This window comes from Methylobacterium brachiatum (genome assembly GCF_900113845.1).
Classification (GTDB): Bacteria; Pseudomonadota; Alphaproteobacteria; order Rhizobiales; family Beijerinckiaceae; genus Methylobacterium; species Methylobacterium brachiatum.
The window spans coordinates 193990-209107 of sequence record NZ_FOQW01000012.1; the positions used below are offsets into that span (position 1 = coordinate 193990).

General features: G+C 72.7%; 11 protein-coding genes. 7 read left to right on the forward strand and 4 right to left on the reverse strand.

Annotated elements, in window-relative coordinates; genetic code table 11:
- Positions 1–106: 106 nt before the first annotated feature.
- Positions 107–1639 (reverse strand): ABC transporter substrate-binding protein, encoded by a 1533-nt coding sequence (locus BMZ47_RS17480; protein ID WP_091863575.1) that lies wholly within the window; start codon positions 1637–1639, stop codon positions 107–109.
- 176 nt (positions 1640–1815) lie between these two features.
- Between BMZ47_RS17480 and BMZ47_RS17485 the strand changes: the two genes are divergently transcribed.
- Positions 1816–2718, forward strand: a complete 903-nt coding sequence (locus tag BMZ47_RS17485; RefSeq protein WP_091863576.1) for a LysR family transcriptional regulator — start codon at positions 1816–1818, stop codon at positions 2716–2718.
- 9 nt (positions 2719–2727) lie between these two features.
- Here BMZ47_RS17485 and BMZ47_RS17490 read toward each other — a convergent pair whose 3' ends face one another.
- Positions 2728–3483, reverse strand: a complete 756-nt coding sequence (locus tag BMZ47_RS17490) for a CDP-diacylglycerol diphosphatase (RefSeq protein WP_091863577.1) — start codon at positions 3481–3483, stop codon at positions 2728–2730.
- Between the two features lie 109 nt (positions 3484–3592).
- On the opposite strand from BMZ47_RS17490, the gene BMZ47_RS17495 reads away from it, so the two are divergent.
- On the forward strand, positions 3593–4597 hold the full coding sequence (locus BMZ47_RS17495) for a DUF2891 domain-containing protein (protein ID WP_091863578.1): 1005 nt from the start codon (positions 3593–3595) through the stop codon (positions 4595–4597).
- A 196-nt stretch (positions 4598–4793) separates the two neighbouring features.
- On the opposite strand, the gene BMZ47_RS17500 is transcribed toward BMZ47_RS17495, so the two are convergent.
- Positions 4794–6836, reverse strand: coding sequence for an ATP-binding protein (locus BMZ47_RS17500; RefSeq protein ID WP_244536853.1), 2043 nt, complete (start codon positions 6834–6836; stop codon positions 4794–4796).
- A gap of 376 nt (positions 6837–7212) precedes the next feature.
- On the opposite strand from BMZ47_RS17500, the gene BMZ47_RS17505 reads away from it, so the two are divergent.
- The 3 genes from BMZ47_RS17505 to BMZ47_RS17515 all read left to right on the forward strand — a co-directional run bounded on the left by BMZ47_RS17505 (position 7213) and on the right by BMZ47_RS17515 (position 12656).
- Positions 7213–8361, forward strand: coding sequence for an acyl-CoA dehydrogenase family protein (locus BMZ47_RS17505; protein ID WP_091863616.1), 1149 nt, complete (start codon positions 7213–7215; stop codon positions 8359–8361).
- A gap of 137 nt (positions 8362–8498) precedes the next feature.
- Entirely contained in the window at positions 8499–11813 is a 3315-nt protein-coding gene (locus BMZ47_RS17510; RefSeq protein WP_208601066.1) for a DEAD/DEAH box helicase, read from the forward strand.
- Between the two features lie 408 nt (positions 11814–12221).
- The gene (locus BMZ47_RS17515) at positions 12222–12656 is read left to right on the forward strand and encodes a GlcG/HbpS family heme-binding protein (RefSeq protein WP_091863580.1); all 435 of its coding nucleotides are present in this window, start codon (positions 12222–12224) and stop codon (positions 12654–12656) included.
- A gap of 18 nt (positions 12657–12674) precedes the next feature.
- Here the strand turns inward: BMZ47_RS17515 and BMZ47_RS29180 are convergent, their stop codons facing one another.
- On the reverse strand, positions 12675–13229 hold the full coding sequence (locus tag BMZ47_RS29180) for a PAS domain-containing protein (RefSeq protein ID WP_091863581.1): 555 nt from the start codon (positions 13227–13229) through the stop codon (positions 12675–12677).
- Between the two features lie 285 nt (positions 13230–13514).
- Between BMZ47_RS29180 and BMZ47_RS17525 the strand changes: the two genes are divergently transcribed.
- Positions 13515–13745: a hypothetical protein gene (locus BMZ47_RS17525; RefSeq protein ID WP_091863582.1), complete on the forward strand. Its 231-nt coding sequence runs from the start codon at positions 13515–13517 to the stop codon at positions 13743–13745.
- Positions 13746–13851: 106 nt separating this feature from the next.
- Positions 13852–15111 (forward strand): Zn-dependent hydrolase, encoded by a 1260-nt coding sequence (locus tag BMZ47_RS17530; RefSeq protein ID WP_091863583.1) that lies wholly within the window; start codon positions 13852–13854, stop codon positions 15109–15111.
- Positions 15112–15118: the final 7 nt, after the last annotated feature.

Here is a 15118-nt window from a genome sequence, read left to right on the forward strand (position 1 = left end):
GGAGAGGGACAGGGTGAGGGGCGTGCCCTGTCCGGGAAGACCTGATCCCTCACCCCAACCCTCTCCCGCACGGGAGAGGGGGCGCGGTGCGCCGTGTCCACCGCCGTCACTTCCAGGACGCCGCGTAGAAGCGCGGCACCTCGTCCGGCTGGGCGGTGAAGTTCAGGTCTGACGTGAAGGCGTAGTTGGTCGCGTAGGAGAACATCGGCAGGGCGTAGGCCTGGGCGGCGATCCGCTGGAGCGCCTTGGCGTAGGCGACCTTGCGCTTCTCCGGATCGGTCGAGCCGTCGCCTTCCTGCAGGTCGGCGATCACCTGGGGATCCTTGGTCAGGTCCTCCTCGCCGCCGCGGAAGAACACCCCGTCGAAGGCCGAGACGTCGTAGACCGAGAACGAGCCCCAGGTCTGGTAGCCGATCGAGATCTTGCCGCTCCGCAGGGCATCCCGGAACGCGGCGTAGCGCAGGTAGTTGAGCCGCACCTTGATGCCGACCGCCCCAAGATAGCCGATCACCGCCTCGGCATAGTCCCGCTCGCGATAGGCGCCGAGATCGATCTCGAACCCGTTCGCGTAGCCGGCTTCCTTGAGCAGCGCCTTGGCCTTGGCCGGATCGTAGGGGTAGCGCATCACCCCCTGGTCGTTGCAGCCGAACTGGTCGACGAAGCAGAGCGCGTTCATCACCCGCGAGGCGCCGCGCACGAGGTTGTCGACCATGGCCTTGCGGTCGATGGCGTAGGAGATCGCCTGCCGGACCCGCACGTCCTTGAGCGGCGAGTTCTCCTTGGCGCGACCGAGCGTGTCGAATTGCAGGAAGCCGACCCGCATCGTCTCGGAATTGAGCACGGTGACGTTGGGCGCGGCGCGCAGCTGCTCGGCCTGGTCGCTCGGCACCCGCCAGATCCAGTCGACGCCGCCGGTCATCAGCTCCGCCATCCGGCTCTCGCCGTCCGGGATGACCCGGAATTGCAGCTTGCCGATCTTCGGCTTCCCGAGCGGGCTGCCGGTCCAGTACTGGGCGAAGCGCTCCATGGTGACGCCGCGGCCGCTATCGACCTTGGTGATCTTGTACGGGCCGCTGCCCACCGGCGCCTTGGCGAAGCCGTCGAGGCCGACCTTCTTGAAGTAGGCGGCCGGGAAGATCGGCGTCGGGCCGGCGAGGTATTCGAGCGCCGCCGGGAACGGCGCCTTGAGATGGATCCGCACGCTGTGCGGGCCGGTGACCTCCACCGACTTCATCCAGTCGACGTTCTGCCGGGTGACCGTGCGGGCCTCGGGCGTCAGCACGAAGTTGAACGTGAAGGCGACGTCCTCGGGCCCGAGCGGGTCGCCGTTGTGGAAGGTCACGCCCTCGCGGATCGTCAGGTCCAGGGTGGTGTCGTCCGTCCAGGTCCAGGCGGTGGCGAGCATCGGCTTGTAGGTGCCGTCCGCGGGGTCGCGGTACAGCAGCGTGTCCCAGCAGTTCCGGGCCAGGACGAGGCCTTCGCGGGCGCTGTTGTGATAGGGGCTGACATTCTCCGGCTCGCTGTCGGAAGCGTAGACCAGGGTGTCGTCGGCCTTGCCGGCCAAGGCCGGGCTCGCAGCGACCAGCGCGATCAGGGATACTGCCAGGGAAGCGGTGAGGGGGATCGTCCGTACCGGCATGTCGACTCCGTCTCCGACGGCGGAGCGGCAGGATGCCCGGAGAGACTCCGCGACTGCCGCGTTTTTCACCCTGCGATGATGTTGTGCATCTGGGATCGCAACAAGTAGAATTTGGCGAGCGCTGCATTGCCGTTTCGGCAACGGGGCTGCGGTATAAGTGATATCGAGGCAGGATAATGCAGGCAACCGGGCTGCGCTACTTCCTGGCGGTCGCCCGCACCGGCTCCATCGCGGCGGCCTCGACCCAGCTCAACGTCGCCGCCTCGGCGATCAGCCGGCAGATCGCCAACCTCGAGGCCGAGCTCGATTGCGTCCTGTTCGAGCGCCGCCCGCGCGGCATGGTGCCGAGCCCGGCCGGGGAGCTTCTGGCCCAGCACGCCCACCAGATGCTGATCCGCTCCGAGCAGGTGGTCGCCGAGATCCGCGAGCTGGAGGGGCTCGCCCGGGGCCTGATCCGGGTGGCCAGTTCCGAGGGGTTTTCGCTCGACATCGTGCCGAGCGCCGTGGCGTCCTTCCACGCGGCGCATCCCGGCCTGCGCTTCGAGGTGACGGTGCTGCCCCCCGCCCAGGTGACCCAGATGGTGGCCGCCGGCGAGGCCGATCTCGGCATCACCTTCGCGCTCGCGCCGACCACGCAGGTCGAGGTGCTGTATGACGGGCAGGTCGACATGCGGGTGCTGGCCGCGCCCGATCATCCCCTGGCGCGGGCGAAGGTCGTGCAGCTCTCCGAGCTGCCGCATTATCCCGTCGCCCTGCCGACCCGGGACACGACCCTGCGGCAGGTGTTCGATGCCGCCTGCCTGCACGAGGGGATCGTGATCGAGCCGGTCCTGACCGCCAACAACCTGGCCACTCAGCTGCCCTTCGTGCGCAGGTCGCGCGGTCTCGCGCTGATGTCGGCGCTGTCGGTGCGGACGCCGGTGGACCTGAACGCGTTGATCAGCCTGCCGATCCGCGCCCGGGCGAGCCTCGCCCGGGGCATCCAGATCCAGGCCATGCGCGACCGGCGGTTGCCCCGGGCGGTGCGCGGCTTCCTGCGCCAGCTCATGGACGCGCTGCCGCCGGCGGGCGTCGCTTAGGATGCCGGGTCAGGCGCCGCCGCGGCCCGAGGCGACGGCGCAGCTATGGTCCATCACGTCCTCGGCGCTGGCGCTCGGCGCCCGGTAGGCCAGCAGCAGGAAACCCGGCTCGGGATCGCCCGGCGGCGTCGCCACGGCGGCAAAGCTCGTCCGGTGCAGGTCCGGCCGGGGGCCCGGCAGGGTGCGCAGGGCCGCGAACGGGTTGAAGCGCGCGGCCTCCGCTTCCGGCACCCGCATCGCGTGGAAGCGATCCCCGGCGAGCGGCACCGGGAAGCGCGTCCAGGTCCCGCGGATCTGGCGGCCATGCGCCTTCACGGCGGCCAGCACGCTCGGCTTCAGGCAATCGAGGTGGATGTGGAGCTGGTCCTGGCTCCGGCCCCGGGCGGAGTTGACCGCGAGCCCCACGGCCTCGAGCGGCAGCCTGCCCTTCAGGGCATCCGACACGAACGGGCGCGCCGCCAGCGCCGCCCGCCAATAGGCGGCCCCGCGCGGCCCGCGCAGGACCGGGGCTTCGAGCCCGGGCGTGGTGTCGGTCGGCATCACCACGATGTGGGTCGGCTCGCCGGGCGCGCGCAGCACCGCCGAGCCGGGACGGTCCTTGTCGCCGAGATCGACCGAGAGGCACGGAAACGTCCGGTCGGCGATCCGCTTGGCGAGCACGCAGGTCTTGAGCGCGGCCCAGAGCATGTCCCGGCTGGGATCCGGCGCCGCCGCGGCCGGCATCGCGAGCGTAACGACGAGGGCGGCGATCGGCGCACGGCGCATGGACAGTCCCGATGAGGCCAAGCCGGCGGACTGCCCGGCTGGCCGGGCTTGCGATAACCGTCTCGCACCGCGCCGGCAAAGCGCCCGGCGCCGCATTGGGAGTTCCGCGATGCCGCACGCGCTCACCCCGGAGATCGGTGCCCGCTTCGCGGCACTCGCCCTCGGCCACGTCACCCGCGAATATCCGAACAAGCCGGGCCACGTCCTGGCCGGCCCCGAGGATGCGCGCACGCCCGCGGCGCTGCACCCGGTCTTCCACGGCAGCTACGATTGGCATTCCTGCGTCCACGGATACTGGCTGCTGGCGCGGGTGCTGCGGCGTTTCCCCGACGGGGCGCAGGCCGGGGCGATCCGCACGCGGTTCGACGCGCAGCTGGTGCCCGACAAGGTGGCCGGGGAATGCGCCTACTTCGCCGCCCCGACCGCCCGGGGCTACGAGCGGCCCTACGGCTGGGCCTGGCTCCTGAAGCTCGCCGACGAGCTGGCCCGCCTGCCCGAGCGCCGCTGGGCCGAGGCCCTGGCGCCGCTCACCGCGATGATCGCGGATCGCGTGCGGGAATTCCTGCCGGTCGCGCCCTATCCGGTGCGGGTCGGCACGCATTTCAACACCGCCTTCGCGCTGCGGCTGGCGGCCGACTACGCCGAGGGCGCGGGCGACGCGGCCCTGTCCGACCTGCTGCTGCGCACCGCCGAGCGCTGGTACGGGGCGGACGCGGATTGCCCCGCCTGGGGCGAGCCCGGGGGCGACGATTTCCTGTCCTCCGCGCTGATCGAGGCCGAGTGCCTGCGCCGCCTCCTGCCGCCGGACACGTTCGGGCCCTGGTTCGACCGGTTCCTGCCCGACCTCGCGGCGGGGCGGCCCGCGACCCTGTTCCGGCCCGCCAGCGTGACCGACCGCAGCGACGGCAAGATCGCCCATCTCGACGGGCTGAACCTCAGCCGTGCCTGGTGCTTCCGCGCGCTCGCCGCCTACCTCGACCCGGACGACCCCCGCCGCCCGCCGCTCCGGGCGGCCGCCGAGGCCCATCTGGAGGCCGGCCTTCCGCATGTGACCGGCGACTACATGGGCGAGCATTGGCTCGCGACCTTCGCGCTGCTGGCGCTGGAGGCCTGAGCCGGATCGGACCCGCGGCGGCTAATGATGAGAGATTCTTGAGAACCTTTCGCCGCAGGCGGCGTTGTTCTCCGTCGGGGTGAAGCAGGACCCCGAACAAAAAAAGGACCGCCCCCGAGAGGGCAGCCCGAAGTCTTGGGAGGAAACGCCCACGAGGGGCAGCAGCGCGGCGACGCCATCGCCGTGCTGCATCGCATCAACCGGAGAGCGGGGGCCTTGTTCCCCGCCCGATCCGGCGCTGCGTCGCCTCGTAGAGCACCTGGGCGAGCTGCTCGGCCGAATAGGGCTTGCGCACCAGCGCGAATCCGTGCGCGTCGTCGGTCGCGAGCACGTGGCTGTAGCCGGAGGTCAGGACCACCGGCAGCTCCGGCCGGCTGCGCTGCAGATGGCGGGCGAGGGCGACGCCGCCCATCCCGGGCATGACCACGTCCGAGAAGACCGCGTCGAAGCGGCTCGGCGTCTGCTCGAGCTCGGTGAGCGCCTCTTCGGCGGATTTCGCCCAGATCGGCGCGTGACCGAGATCCTCGAGGATCTGGGTGCAGAAGCGCCCGACCCCGAGATTGTCCTCCACGACCAGGATGCACAGGCTCCGCTGCGGTTCGGCCTCCCGGCGGTCGTCGCGGTTCGGATCCGCCGCCTTCGTGGGGGCGTCGACCTGCGGCAGGTAGAGGGTGAAGCGGGTGCCCTGGCCCGGCTCGCTCGACACATCGATATCCCCGCCCGACTGCTTGGCGAAGCCGATGACCTGGCTGAGCCCGAGCCCCGTGCCCTTGCCGATCTCCTTGGTGGTGAAGAACGGCTCGAAGATCCGGCCGAGGTCGGGGGCCGGGATGCCGGCGCCGGTATCGATCACCACCACCGCCACGAACGGCCCCGCGGCGCCGGCATGCCCGCGGATCGGCGGCATCGGGCGGCCGCTCTCGAGGCGCAGGGTCAGGCTGCCTTCCCCGTCCATCGCGTCGCGGGCGTTCACCGCCATGTTGATCAGCGCGGTCTCGAACTGGCTCTCGTCGGCTCGCACGAAGCAGGCGCTCTCCGGCAGGTCGGTCTCGACATGGATGCGGGCACCGGTGACCGAGTCGATCATGTCGGCGATGCTGCGCAGGCGCTGGCCGATATCGAAGACCTGGGGTTTGAGGGCCTGGCGCCGGGCGAAGGCCAGCAACTGGCCGGTGAGCTTGGCGGCCCGGTCCACCGTGTCGGACACGGCGTCGAGGTAGCGGCGCTTGCGCTCCTCGGCGAGGTCCGGCCGGCGCAGGAACTCGACGGACGAGCGGATGATGGTCAGCAGGTTGTTGAAGTCGTGCGCGACGCCGCCGGTGAGCTGGCCGATCGCCTCCAGCTTCTGCGATTGCCGCAGCGCCTCCTCGGCCTGGCGCTGCTCGGTGATGTCGCGGCCGAAGCCGTAGAACAGCCCGTCCTCCGGCACGACGGTCCAGAGCACCCGCCGCCGGTCGCCGTCGCGGGTCATGCATGACAGCTCGACATCCTCGGCCCGGCGGCCCTCGCAGAGCGGCCGGAGCGCCGCCAGCGCCGTCTCGCGCTCCGCGGCGACGACGAAGTCGATGGCTTTCCCGCCCAGGGTCTCGTCCTCGGACCAGCCGAGCGCCCGGCTCCAGGACGGGTTGACCGACTGGACCTGCCCATTCTTGTCCGAGACGATCTTCAGCACCGGCGACAGGTTCCAGACCCGGTCGCGGTCCCGGGTCTGGGCGGCGACCTGCGCCTCCAGCCGGTCCGCCCGGGATTGGAGCAGCGCCTCGTCCCGGTGCCGGGCCGCGGCGGCGCGCCGGCTCTCGAGCAGGCTCATCAAGGTCCGGGCGAGCCCCTCCAGGATGGCGACCTGCGGCCCGGTCAGGCCGCGCGGCTCGGGATCGAGGAGGCCGAGCGTGCCGATCGCCCAGCCATCGGGGGTGACGAGCGGGACGCCGGCGTAGAGGGCGAGGCCCGGCGCGCCGGTGCCGTCCTGCAGCACCAGGGTGCCCGGCTGGCACAGGGTCCGGATGCACAGCTCGGCGTCGAGGGGCCGCTCCGGCCCGTCCCCGCCGATGGCGGCCGCGGTCCAGAGCCGGTCGGCGTCGACGAAGGTGATCCGCGCCAGCGCGGTGCCGCAGGACGCGGCGGCGATCCGGGCGATGTCGTCGAATACGGGGTCCGGCGGGGTGTCGAGAACGGCATAGCTGTGCAGCGCCGCGAGGCGCTGGGGGTGGTGGCGTTCGAAGCCCGACGGGCAGGACATGGTCTCGTTCCGCGACACGGCTGCGTCATAGCTCACGGCACCGACCTCCCAAACTGGGGCGATCGCCCACGGCCTGCCGACTTGTTAAGCCGGTTCTCCCTACAACGCATGGGTGCAGATTTGAGTCCGGCTGCCCGGTGCAGATCGCCGCGTCGCCAGGCTGTCCGCGCTTGAGCCACCGCCCGACGGTTTGCGATGTGCAGTATCGTCGCACGGTGGGCCGAAATCCTGAGCGGCAAGTTGCCCGTGGGCAGCATGCTTCCGAGGGGTGGTCGCCGGCGTTCGGGAGACGATGATGGCAAGCCAAGGCCCTGGCGCGTCGCCCCGGATCCGGTATCCAGGGTGACGGGCTGGGCTCGTCATGACCGGAGCAGCCGTGGACCTCAGACTCGACGACATCGCCTGGGGCACGCGGGGCGATCCGGTTGCGGCGGCCCGCGCGGTCGCGGCCGGGGCGGCGCGTCGGGCCGGCCGCCACGATCACGATGGCGGTTTTCCGGCCGAGGATGTCGCCGAACTCGCCCGGGTCGGCCTGCTAGCCGCGCCGGTCCCCCGGCGTGACGGCGGCGCGGGTCTCGGCGAGGAGCCGGACGGGGCGACCCTGCGCGCGGTGCTGACGCGCATCGGGGCCGGCAGCCTCGCGCTCGGGCGCGTCTACGAGGGCCACGTCAACGCGGTCCAGCTCGTCGCCCGCTTTGCCAGCGGCGAGGCACGCAACACCCTGCTGGCGGATGCCGCGCAAGGCCACCTGTTCGGGGTCTGGAACACCGAGCCGCCGGGCCAGGGCCTCAAGATCGACGGCACCGACGGCACCCGGGTCCTGCGCGGCGTGAAGACCTTCGCGTCGGGGGCCGGGTTCGTGACCCGCGCCCTCGTGACCGCGCAGCCCGCCGCGCCCGGGTCGCAGATGATCGTCGTCGCCCTCGAACCCGGCGAGCGGGCGGACCTTTCCGCCTGGCGGGCGCAGGGGATGCGAGCCTCGGCCACCGGCACCGTGGATTTCACCGGGCTCGGCGCCGATCGCTTCACGCCGGTCGGCGCGCCCGACGATTACCAGGCGCAGCCGCATTTCTCGGGGGGCGCCTGGCGCTTCCTCGCGGTGCAGCTCGGCGGCCTGGAGGCGCTGCTCGACGCCTGGCGCGGCCATCTCGTGGCCACCGGCCGCGGCGAGGATCCGCACCAGCTCGCCCGTCTCGGCGAGGGCGTGATCGCCGCCGAGACCGCGCGCCTCTGGGTGGCGCGGGCGGCCGCGATCGTGGGCGAGGAGGGCGATCCGGACGGGATCATCGCCTACGTGAACCTCGCGCGCCTCGCGGTGGAGCGCGCCGGGCTCGACCTCTTGGAACGCGCGCAGCGCTCGGTCGGCCTGCAGGGCTTCCTGCGCGACCACCCGCTGGAGCGCCTGACCCGGGATCTCGCCACCTACCTGCGCCAGCCCGGCCCCGACCGGGCGCTGACCGAGGGCGCCCGCCACGTCCTGCACGCGCCGCTGGCGAGCGGCGATCTCTGGCTCGACGAGGCCTGACCCCGAGGGGCGGCGGCCCGGATCCGGGACGCAAGCCTTTTCGAATGCGGCATCGGGTCTGTGGATCGGATGGCCGCGGCCGGGAGCCCTAACCGTCGCCCGGCGTTTCCAGCGGCCGGGACAGGTTCGGATCATAGATGGCCAAGCGCAGGACGAAGACGGTCGCCCAACCGGAGACCGAAGACGCGCCATTGATGCCCACCGGCGCGCTGGCGGTGGCGCTGCTGGACCTGGCCGAGGGCACGGCCCCCCTGGTCCATGTCGCCCGGGATGCCCGGCGGCTGGACGAGCTGGCCGCAACCCTCAGGGCCCTGGACCCCGAGGCGCGCGTCGCCGTCTATCCGGAATGGGATTGCCTGCCGCTCGACCACGCCTCGCCCTCGCGGGGCATGATGGGCGCTCGGGCCGCCACGATGCGCTGGCTCACCGACCGGGACGCCCTGCCGGGCTTCGTGCTCACCACCGCCCCGGCGCTGATCCAGCGCGTGCCCCCGCCCGAGACCTGGGCCGATGCCCGGGTGACCCTCCGGGTCGGCGACGCCCTCGACGTCGCCGCCGCGATGGCCGACCTCAAGCGCCTCGGCTACATCCTCGACGAGCGGGTCGACGAGCCGGGCGAGATCGCGGTCCGGGGCCGCACCATCGAGGTGTTTCCCGCCGCCGCCCCGCGCCCCTGCCGGATCGAGCATGCCGAGGGCCGCGTCACCGCGATCCGCTCCTACGACCCGATCTCGCAGCGCTCCGTCGCCGAGGTCGCGGACTTGGTGATCGACCCGGCCACCGAGATCATCCTGGCGCCGGATTCCGGCCAGAGCTTCGAGCCCTTCACCGGGCAGGAACACCGCCTCGAGCGCTACTATCCCCGCCTCGTCACCCTGCTCGACTACGTGCCCGAAGCCCGGCTGGTGGTCGAGGACGGGACCCAGGCCCGAGTCGACGCCTTCTACGAGCAGATGGACGAGGCCGGAGCCCGCCGGGCGCCGCGCGGCGGCCGGCCGGAGGGCGGCGCGGACCTCTACCTCGCCCCCGAGGCGTGGCGGGCCATCGTGGCGGAGCGCACCCGCGCGGTCGCCACGGACGCGGCGGCCGAGCCGGTGGCGGTGCCGGTCTTCGCCCGGGAGCGCCGGCCCGAGGCGGCCTTCGCCAAGGCGATGCGCGAGCGGCTGAAGGCCGGGGACATCGTCGTCCTGGCCGGCTCCCGCCAGCCGCTGCGGCGCCTCGTGCGCCAGGCCGGCAAGATCGCCGAGCGCCCGGTCCGGCTGATCGACGGCTGGTCCGACCTCGCCGACGCGGCCCCGGGCGACATCCTCGCCCTGGAGGCACCGGTCGGGGCCGGCTTCCGGGTTCCGGCCAGGGGCGCGACGGTGTTCGCCGCGGCGGACCTGTTCGGGCCGGATGCCGCGGTGGCCGGCACCGCCCGGGCGATCCTGCCGATGGGCGAGGTCGACCTGCGCCCCGGCGACGTCGCGGTTGATCGCGACCACGGCCTGTGCGTGTTCGAGGGGCTCGAGCCGGTCGAGACGCCGACGGGCATCGCCGCGGAAGCCGCCTCCGAGCCGTCCGAGGCCCTGCGCCTGCGCTTTGCCGGCGACGCGATCCTGATGGTTCCGGTGACCCAGGCCGACCGGATCTGGCGCTACGGCCCGGAGCCGGATGCCGTCACGCTGGACAAGCTCGACGGCGGCACCTGGGCCCGCCGCCGCCTGGAGGCCGAGGCCACCATGGCGCGCACCGCCCGGGCGATGCTGGAGGCCGCCCGCGCCCGCCGGGACACCGAGGCGCCGGTCCTGGCGCCGCCCTCCCGCAACATGGAGCGGTTCGCCGCCGGCTTCGGCTACGCCCCGACCCCGGACCAGGCCGCCGCGGTCGACGCGCTGATGGCCGACCTCGCCTCCGGCCGGCCGATGGACCGGCTGGTCTGCGGCGATGTCGGCTTCGGCAAGACCGAGGTCGCGCTGCGGGCCCTGGCGGCGACGATTTTTGCCGGCAAACAGGCTGCGCTGATCGCCCCGACCACGGTGCTGGCCCGCCAGCACGCCGAGACCCTGCGCCGGCGGTTCGGCCGGTTCGGCATCGAGGTCGCGCAGCTCTCGCGCCTGGTCTCGCCGGCCGAGGCCAAGCGGGTGAAGGCCGGGCTGGCCGACGGTTCGATCCCGCTCGTCGTCGGGACCCAGGCGCTTGCCGGCCGCGGCGTGCGATTCGCCGATCTCGGCCTGACCGTGATCGACGAGGAGCAGCGCTTCGGCGCCAAGATGAAGGCGGATCTGCGCCGCCTTGCCGCGGGCGGGCACGTGCTGACGCTCACCGCCACCCCGATCCCGCGCACCCTCCAGGCGGCGCTCGTCGGCCTGCAGAGCCTCAGCGTGATCGCCACGCCCCCGGTGATGCGCCAGCCGGTCCGGACCGTGGTGGCGCCGTTCGAGGCCGACGCGGTGCGCGAGGCCCTGATCCGCGAGCATCGCCGGGGCGGGCAGAGCTTCGTCGTCTGCCCGCGCATCGAGGACATCGCCCCCATGGCCGAGCGCCTGCGCGGCCTCGTGCCGGGCCTCGACGTGCTGGTGGCGCATGGCGACCTGAAGCCCTCGGCCATGGACGAGGTCATGGTCCGCTTCGCCGACGGGGACGGCGACGTGCTGCTCGCCACCGCCATCGTGGAGAGCGGGCTTGACGTGCCCCGGGCCAACACCATGCTGGTCTGGGAGGCGGCCCGGTTCGGGCTGGCGCAGCTCCACCAGTTGCGCGGCCGCGTCGGGCGGGGCCAGCGGCGCGGGGTCGTCCACCTGCTCAGCGATCCGGCCGCGCCGCCCCCGCCGGCGGCCCTGCAGCGCCTGCGCGCCCTGGAAGCGCTGGACCGCCTCGGCGCCGGCTTCGCGGTCAGCGCCCGCGACCTCGACCTGCGCGGCGCCGGCGACCTCGTCGGCGAGGACCAGGCCGGCCACGCCAAGCTGGTCGGGCTCGGCCTCTACCAGCACCTGCTGCAGCTGGCGCTCACCGCCGCCAAGGGCGAGCCGGCCGAGGATTGGAGCCCGGAGATCGAGATCGGGCTGCCGAGCCGGATCCCGGCGGATTACGTCCCGGAGCCGGAGATCCGCCTGAGCCTCTACACGCGGCTGCTGCGCCTGCGCGACGGCGAGGCGATCGAGGCGCTCGCCGGCGAGGTCGAGGACCGCTTCGGCACGCCGCCGGCGCCGGTCCTGGCCCTGTTCACCCTAGCGCGGCTGCGGGCCGCCTGCTGCGGGCTGGGCGTGGCCCGGCTCAGCGGCGGTCCCCAGGGCGTCGCGGCCGATATCCGGCCCGACCGGCCCCTGCCGCCGATGCCGGCCGAGGACGGGATCATCCTGCGTGCGGGGCGCGTGGTCTGGCGGCAGGCCTGCGCCGACGCGGAGGCGCGCGCGGGCCTCGCGGCAGATCTGCTCGACCGCATCCGGACCGCCCGGGACCGCGCCGCCTGAGGCGGATCCGAACCCGGGCGGCCCTCACGCGCTTGTGAGCGGCGCCCGGGCCGGACCGGTAAAATCGTATCAGTGACAGCGGGCCCGCCGCAGCCCATCTGCGGCGGGCCACATCCCGACCGAGCGCTCCGTGCCACCCGGCGGCACGCCGGACCGGTCGGGTCCCGACGTTGTACCGGGGTCTCTTGCCCTTTCGTCTCCGGTACGGCCGCATGGCCGGGCGCCCATGACCCCGTGCAAGGCGGGTGCCCGGCCTGTCGTCCGTGGAGGCCGGGCCGGGCGATCGGCCCGATCCGGAGTTGACCGGCGCCGTCCGCTCGGGCCTTCTCACCCAGAACGGGAGACGCCCGGGTTCGATGGAATTTCTCCGCGATCCTGCGCCGACCCGGGGTCAACCAGGGAGGTATCATGCACGTCACGATTGAGCAGGCCGAGCGGGCGATCGCCGCGGCACGGGCGAAGGCCCAGGAGCTGGGCACCCAGATGTGCATCGCGGTCGTCGATTCCGGCGGCAACCTGAAGGCGTTCCACCGCATGGACGATGCCTGGGTCGGCTCGATCGACATCGCCCACAGGAAGGCCAAGACCTCGGTGTTCTTCGGGATGATGACCGGCCAGATCGGCCAGCTGTCCCAGCCGGGCGGCCCGCTCTACGGCATCGAGCATTCCAATGACGGGCTGATCACCTTCCCGGGCGGTATCCCGATCGTCGACGCCGACGGTGTCATGTCGGGCGCGATCGGCGTCAGCGGCTCCACGATCGAGAACGATCACGTCGTGGCGGAGGCCGGCGCCAAGGCCATCGGCCAGACCGAGCTCCCGGCCCATCCCTGGCGGACCTGAGACCGCTCCGGCCCGGCCTTACGGGTCGCGCTGCGCCAGCGCCCGGCCGATCCCGAGCAGCAACATGCTCGAGATCAGCCGGAGGTTCTCGTCGCCGTAGCGATCGAGCGCGGAATGGACCCGGATGCAGTGGTCGGCCGCGGATTCCAGATGCTTCACCTGCGCGGCATCCGCGTCCAGTCCGGCCGGGACGGAACCGGGATAGAGGTCCGTCACATCGATATAGGCGCCGCGCCCGCGCAGCGCCCCGCCGGTATCCGGGGCCAGGCGGCCGCGGTTGAGGATCCAGCGGACCTCGCCGGTCGCGCTCAGGACGCGGAATTCCAGCGAGACCAGGCCGCCGGTCCGGCGCACCTTGCGGATCCGGTCGAACACCCAGCCGCGATCCTCGGGGTGGATGCGCCCCAGGGCCACGTCCAGCGGCAGGGGCTTGCCGGCGAAGCTCGGATTTCCGGACAGCAGGGTGGCCGCGCCCGCGTCGAGCACGGAGCGGCCGGCCAAGACATCCGTGTCCCAGGTCCCGACAAATCCCGCATCGTGCAGGGCGGAGGTCGCCGTGGAGGCCAACGCCATTCAATCCCCCGAAGCGGCTGTGTCGGGCCCGGCACCCGACAACCTGCTGCGACACAAGCCAGCGACAATTCGGTTGTCGGCGAATCGATCCAAGTCCGGCGCCGCCCCGGCCCTGACATGTCGTCACGGGTCTCCGGCACCGGGCCGACGCTGTGAGCCCGCAGGCGGGCCGAGCAAACGCGGCGTAAAGCTTTTCGTGATGCGGTCTCGGCGCCGTTGAGACTGTATCCACGTCGGCGGTGAGCACCCACGATGCTCGGATACCGTATCGTTCCAGGTCTTTTGATGCGCAGCTACATCTTCCGGGCGATCCGCCGCGAGCCGGACGGGATGCTCGGCCCGGACCTGTACCGGCAGCCCTTCGAGGCCGCCGGCGACGCGGCCGCGGTGGTTGCGGCCAAGCGGATCGATCTCGATCTGGCCGAGCTCGGAGCCAACGCGGTCTACGTGACCGCCGAGGATGGACGGGCGATCTGGAGCCTGCACGCGCAGGACTTCTCCGATCTGCGCCTCTGACGGCGATGTCCGCCCCCGCCGCCCGTCCCTGGTGCTGCGCGGGATCACGGCCTAACCTTGTCGGCTCCGGTATACGGTCGGCCAGGGCGCGCGGGATCACACCAGCATGGATCGCACCAATCTCCCGCTCTCGCAGGAGCGCCTCTGGGACAGCCTGATGGCGCTCGCCCGCATCGGCGCGCTCCCCAACGGCGGCAACGACCGGCAGGCCCTGACCGACCGGGACGCCGAGGGGCGCGCCCTGTTCCAGCGCTGGGGCGAGGCGATCGGGCTGACGCTCACCGTGGACCGGATCGGCAACATGATCTTCCACCGGCCGGGGCGTGACCCGGGCCGGAAGCCGGTCGCCATCGGCAGCCATCTCGACACCCAGCCCACCGGCGGCAAGTTCGACGGGCCGCTCGGCGTCCTCGCCGGCCTGGAGATCCTGCGCGCCCTGCATGAGGCCGGGATCGAGACCGAGGCGCCGCTCCTGCTGATCAACTGGTGCAACGAGGAGGGCGCGCGCTTCGCCCCGCCGATGAGCGGCAGCGGCGTCGCCATGGGGATTGTGCCCGAGGCCGACGTGATGGAGACCCGCGACCTCGACGGCCGCGTCTTCGGCGACGAGCTGCGCCGGATCGGCTGGCAGGGGGAGGCGGATCCCGCGGCTCTTCGCGGCATCGGCGCCTATTTCGAATTGCACATCGAGCAGGGCAAGCGCCTCGAGGATGCCGGCCTGACCATCGGCGTGGTCGACCGGGCGCTCGCCCAGATCTGGTACGAGATCACCGTGCTGGGCGAGGAGGCCCATGCCGGCAGCCCCATGGCCGGGCGGCGCGACGCCATGATGGCCGCCGCGGCGCTGATCGGGGCCCTGGAGGACATCGCCCGGGACGCCGTCGGCCCGGAGGGCGAGCGCGGCCGCGCCACCGTGGGGGTCCTGAAGGCCGAGCCGGCGAGCCGCAACATCACCCCGGGCCGGGTCTGGTTCAGCCTCGACACCCGCCACGGCGATCCCGGGCAGCTGGAGGCGATGCGCGGGCAGGTCCTGGCCCGGGCCGACGCGCTCTCCGCCGAGCGGGGCGTGACGATCCGGGTCGAGGAGTTCTGGCGCGCGCCGCTCACGCCCTTCGACCCGGTGCTGGTCGACCGCGTCCAGGCGGCCGCCGAGGCGCGGGGCCATGCCTGGACCCGGATGCCGACCGCGATCTATCACGATGCCGTCTACTGTGCCCGGACGGTGCCGGCGGCCCTGGTGTTCTGCCCCTGCCACGGCGGCATCAGCCACAACGAGGCCGAGAGCATCACGCCGGACTGGGCCCGGGCCGGCATGGAGGTGCTGGCCGACGCGGTGCTGGCCACCGCCGGTCTCGCGCGCGCCTGAGGAGGCT

What these genes read in the sequence shown, in the direction of transcription:
- BMZ47_RS17480 (WP_091863575.1), bottom strand. Translation starts at nt 1,639, where the DNA reads ATGCCGGTACGGACGATCCCCCTCACCGCTTCCCTGGCAGTATCCCTG.
- BMZ47_RS17485 (WP_091863576.1), top strand. Translation starts at nt 1,816, where the DNA reads ATGCAGGCAACCGGGCTGCGCTACTTCCTGGCGGTCGCCCGCACCGGC.
- BMZ47_RS17490 (WP_091863577.1), bottom strand. Translation starts at nt 3,483, where the DNA reads ATGCGCCGTGCGCCGATCGCCGCCCTCGTCGTTACGCTCGCGATGCCG.
- BMZ47_RS17495 (WP_091863578.1), top strand. Translation starts at nt 3,593, where the DNA reads ATGCCGCACGCGCTCACCCCGGAGATCGGTGCCCGCTTCGCGGCACTC.
- BMZ47_RS17500 (WP_244536853.1), bottom strand. Translation starts at nt 6,836, where the DNA reads ATGTCCTGCCCGTCGGGCTTCGAACGCCACCACCCCCAGCGCCTCGCG.
- BMZ47_RS17510 (WP_208601066.1), top strand. Translation starts at nt 8,499, where the DNA reads ATGGCCAAGCGCAGGACGAAGACGGTCGCCCAACCGGAGACCGAAGAC.
- BMZ47_RS17515 (WP_091863580.1), top strand. Translation starts at nt 12,222, where the DNA reads ATGCACGTCACGATTGAGCAGGCCGAGCGGGCGATCGCCGCGGCACGG.
- BMZ47_RS29180 (WP_091863581.1), bottom strand. Translation starts at nt 13,229, where the DNA reads ATGGCGTTGGCCTCCACGGCGACCTCCGCCCTGCACGATGCGGGATTT.
- BMZ47_RS17525 (WP_091863582.1), top strand. Translation starts at nt 13,515, where the DNA reads ATGCGCAGCTACATCTTCCGGGCGATCCGCCGCGAGCCGGACGGGATG.
- BMZ47_RS17530 (WP_091863583.1), top strand. Translation starts at nt 13,852, where the DNA reads ATGGATCGCACCAATCTCCCGCTCTCGCAGGAGCGCCTCTGGGACAGC.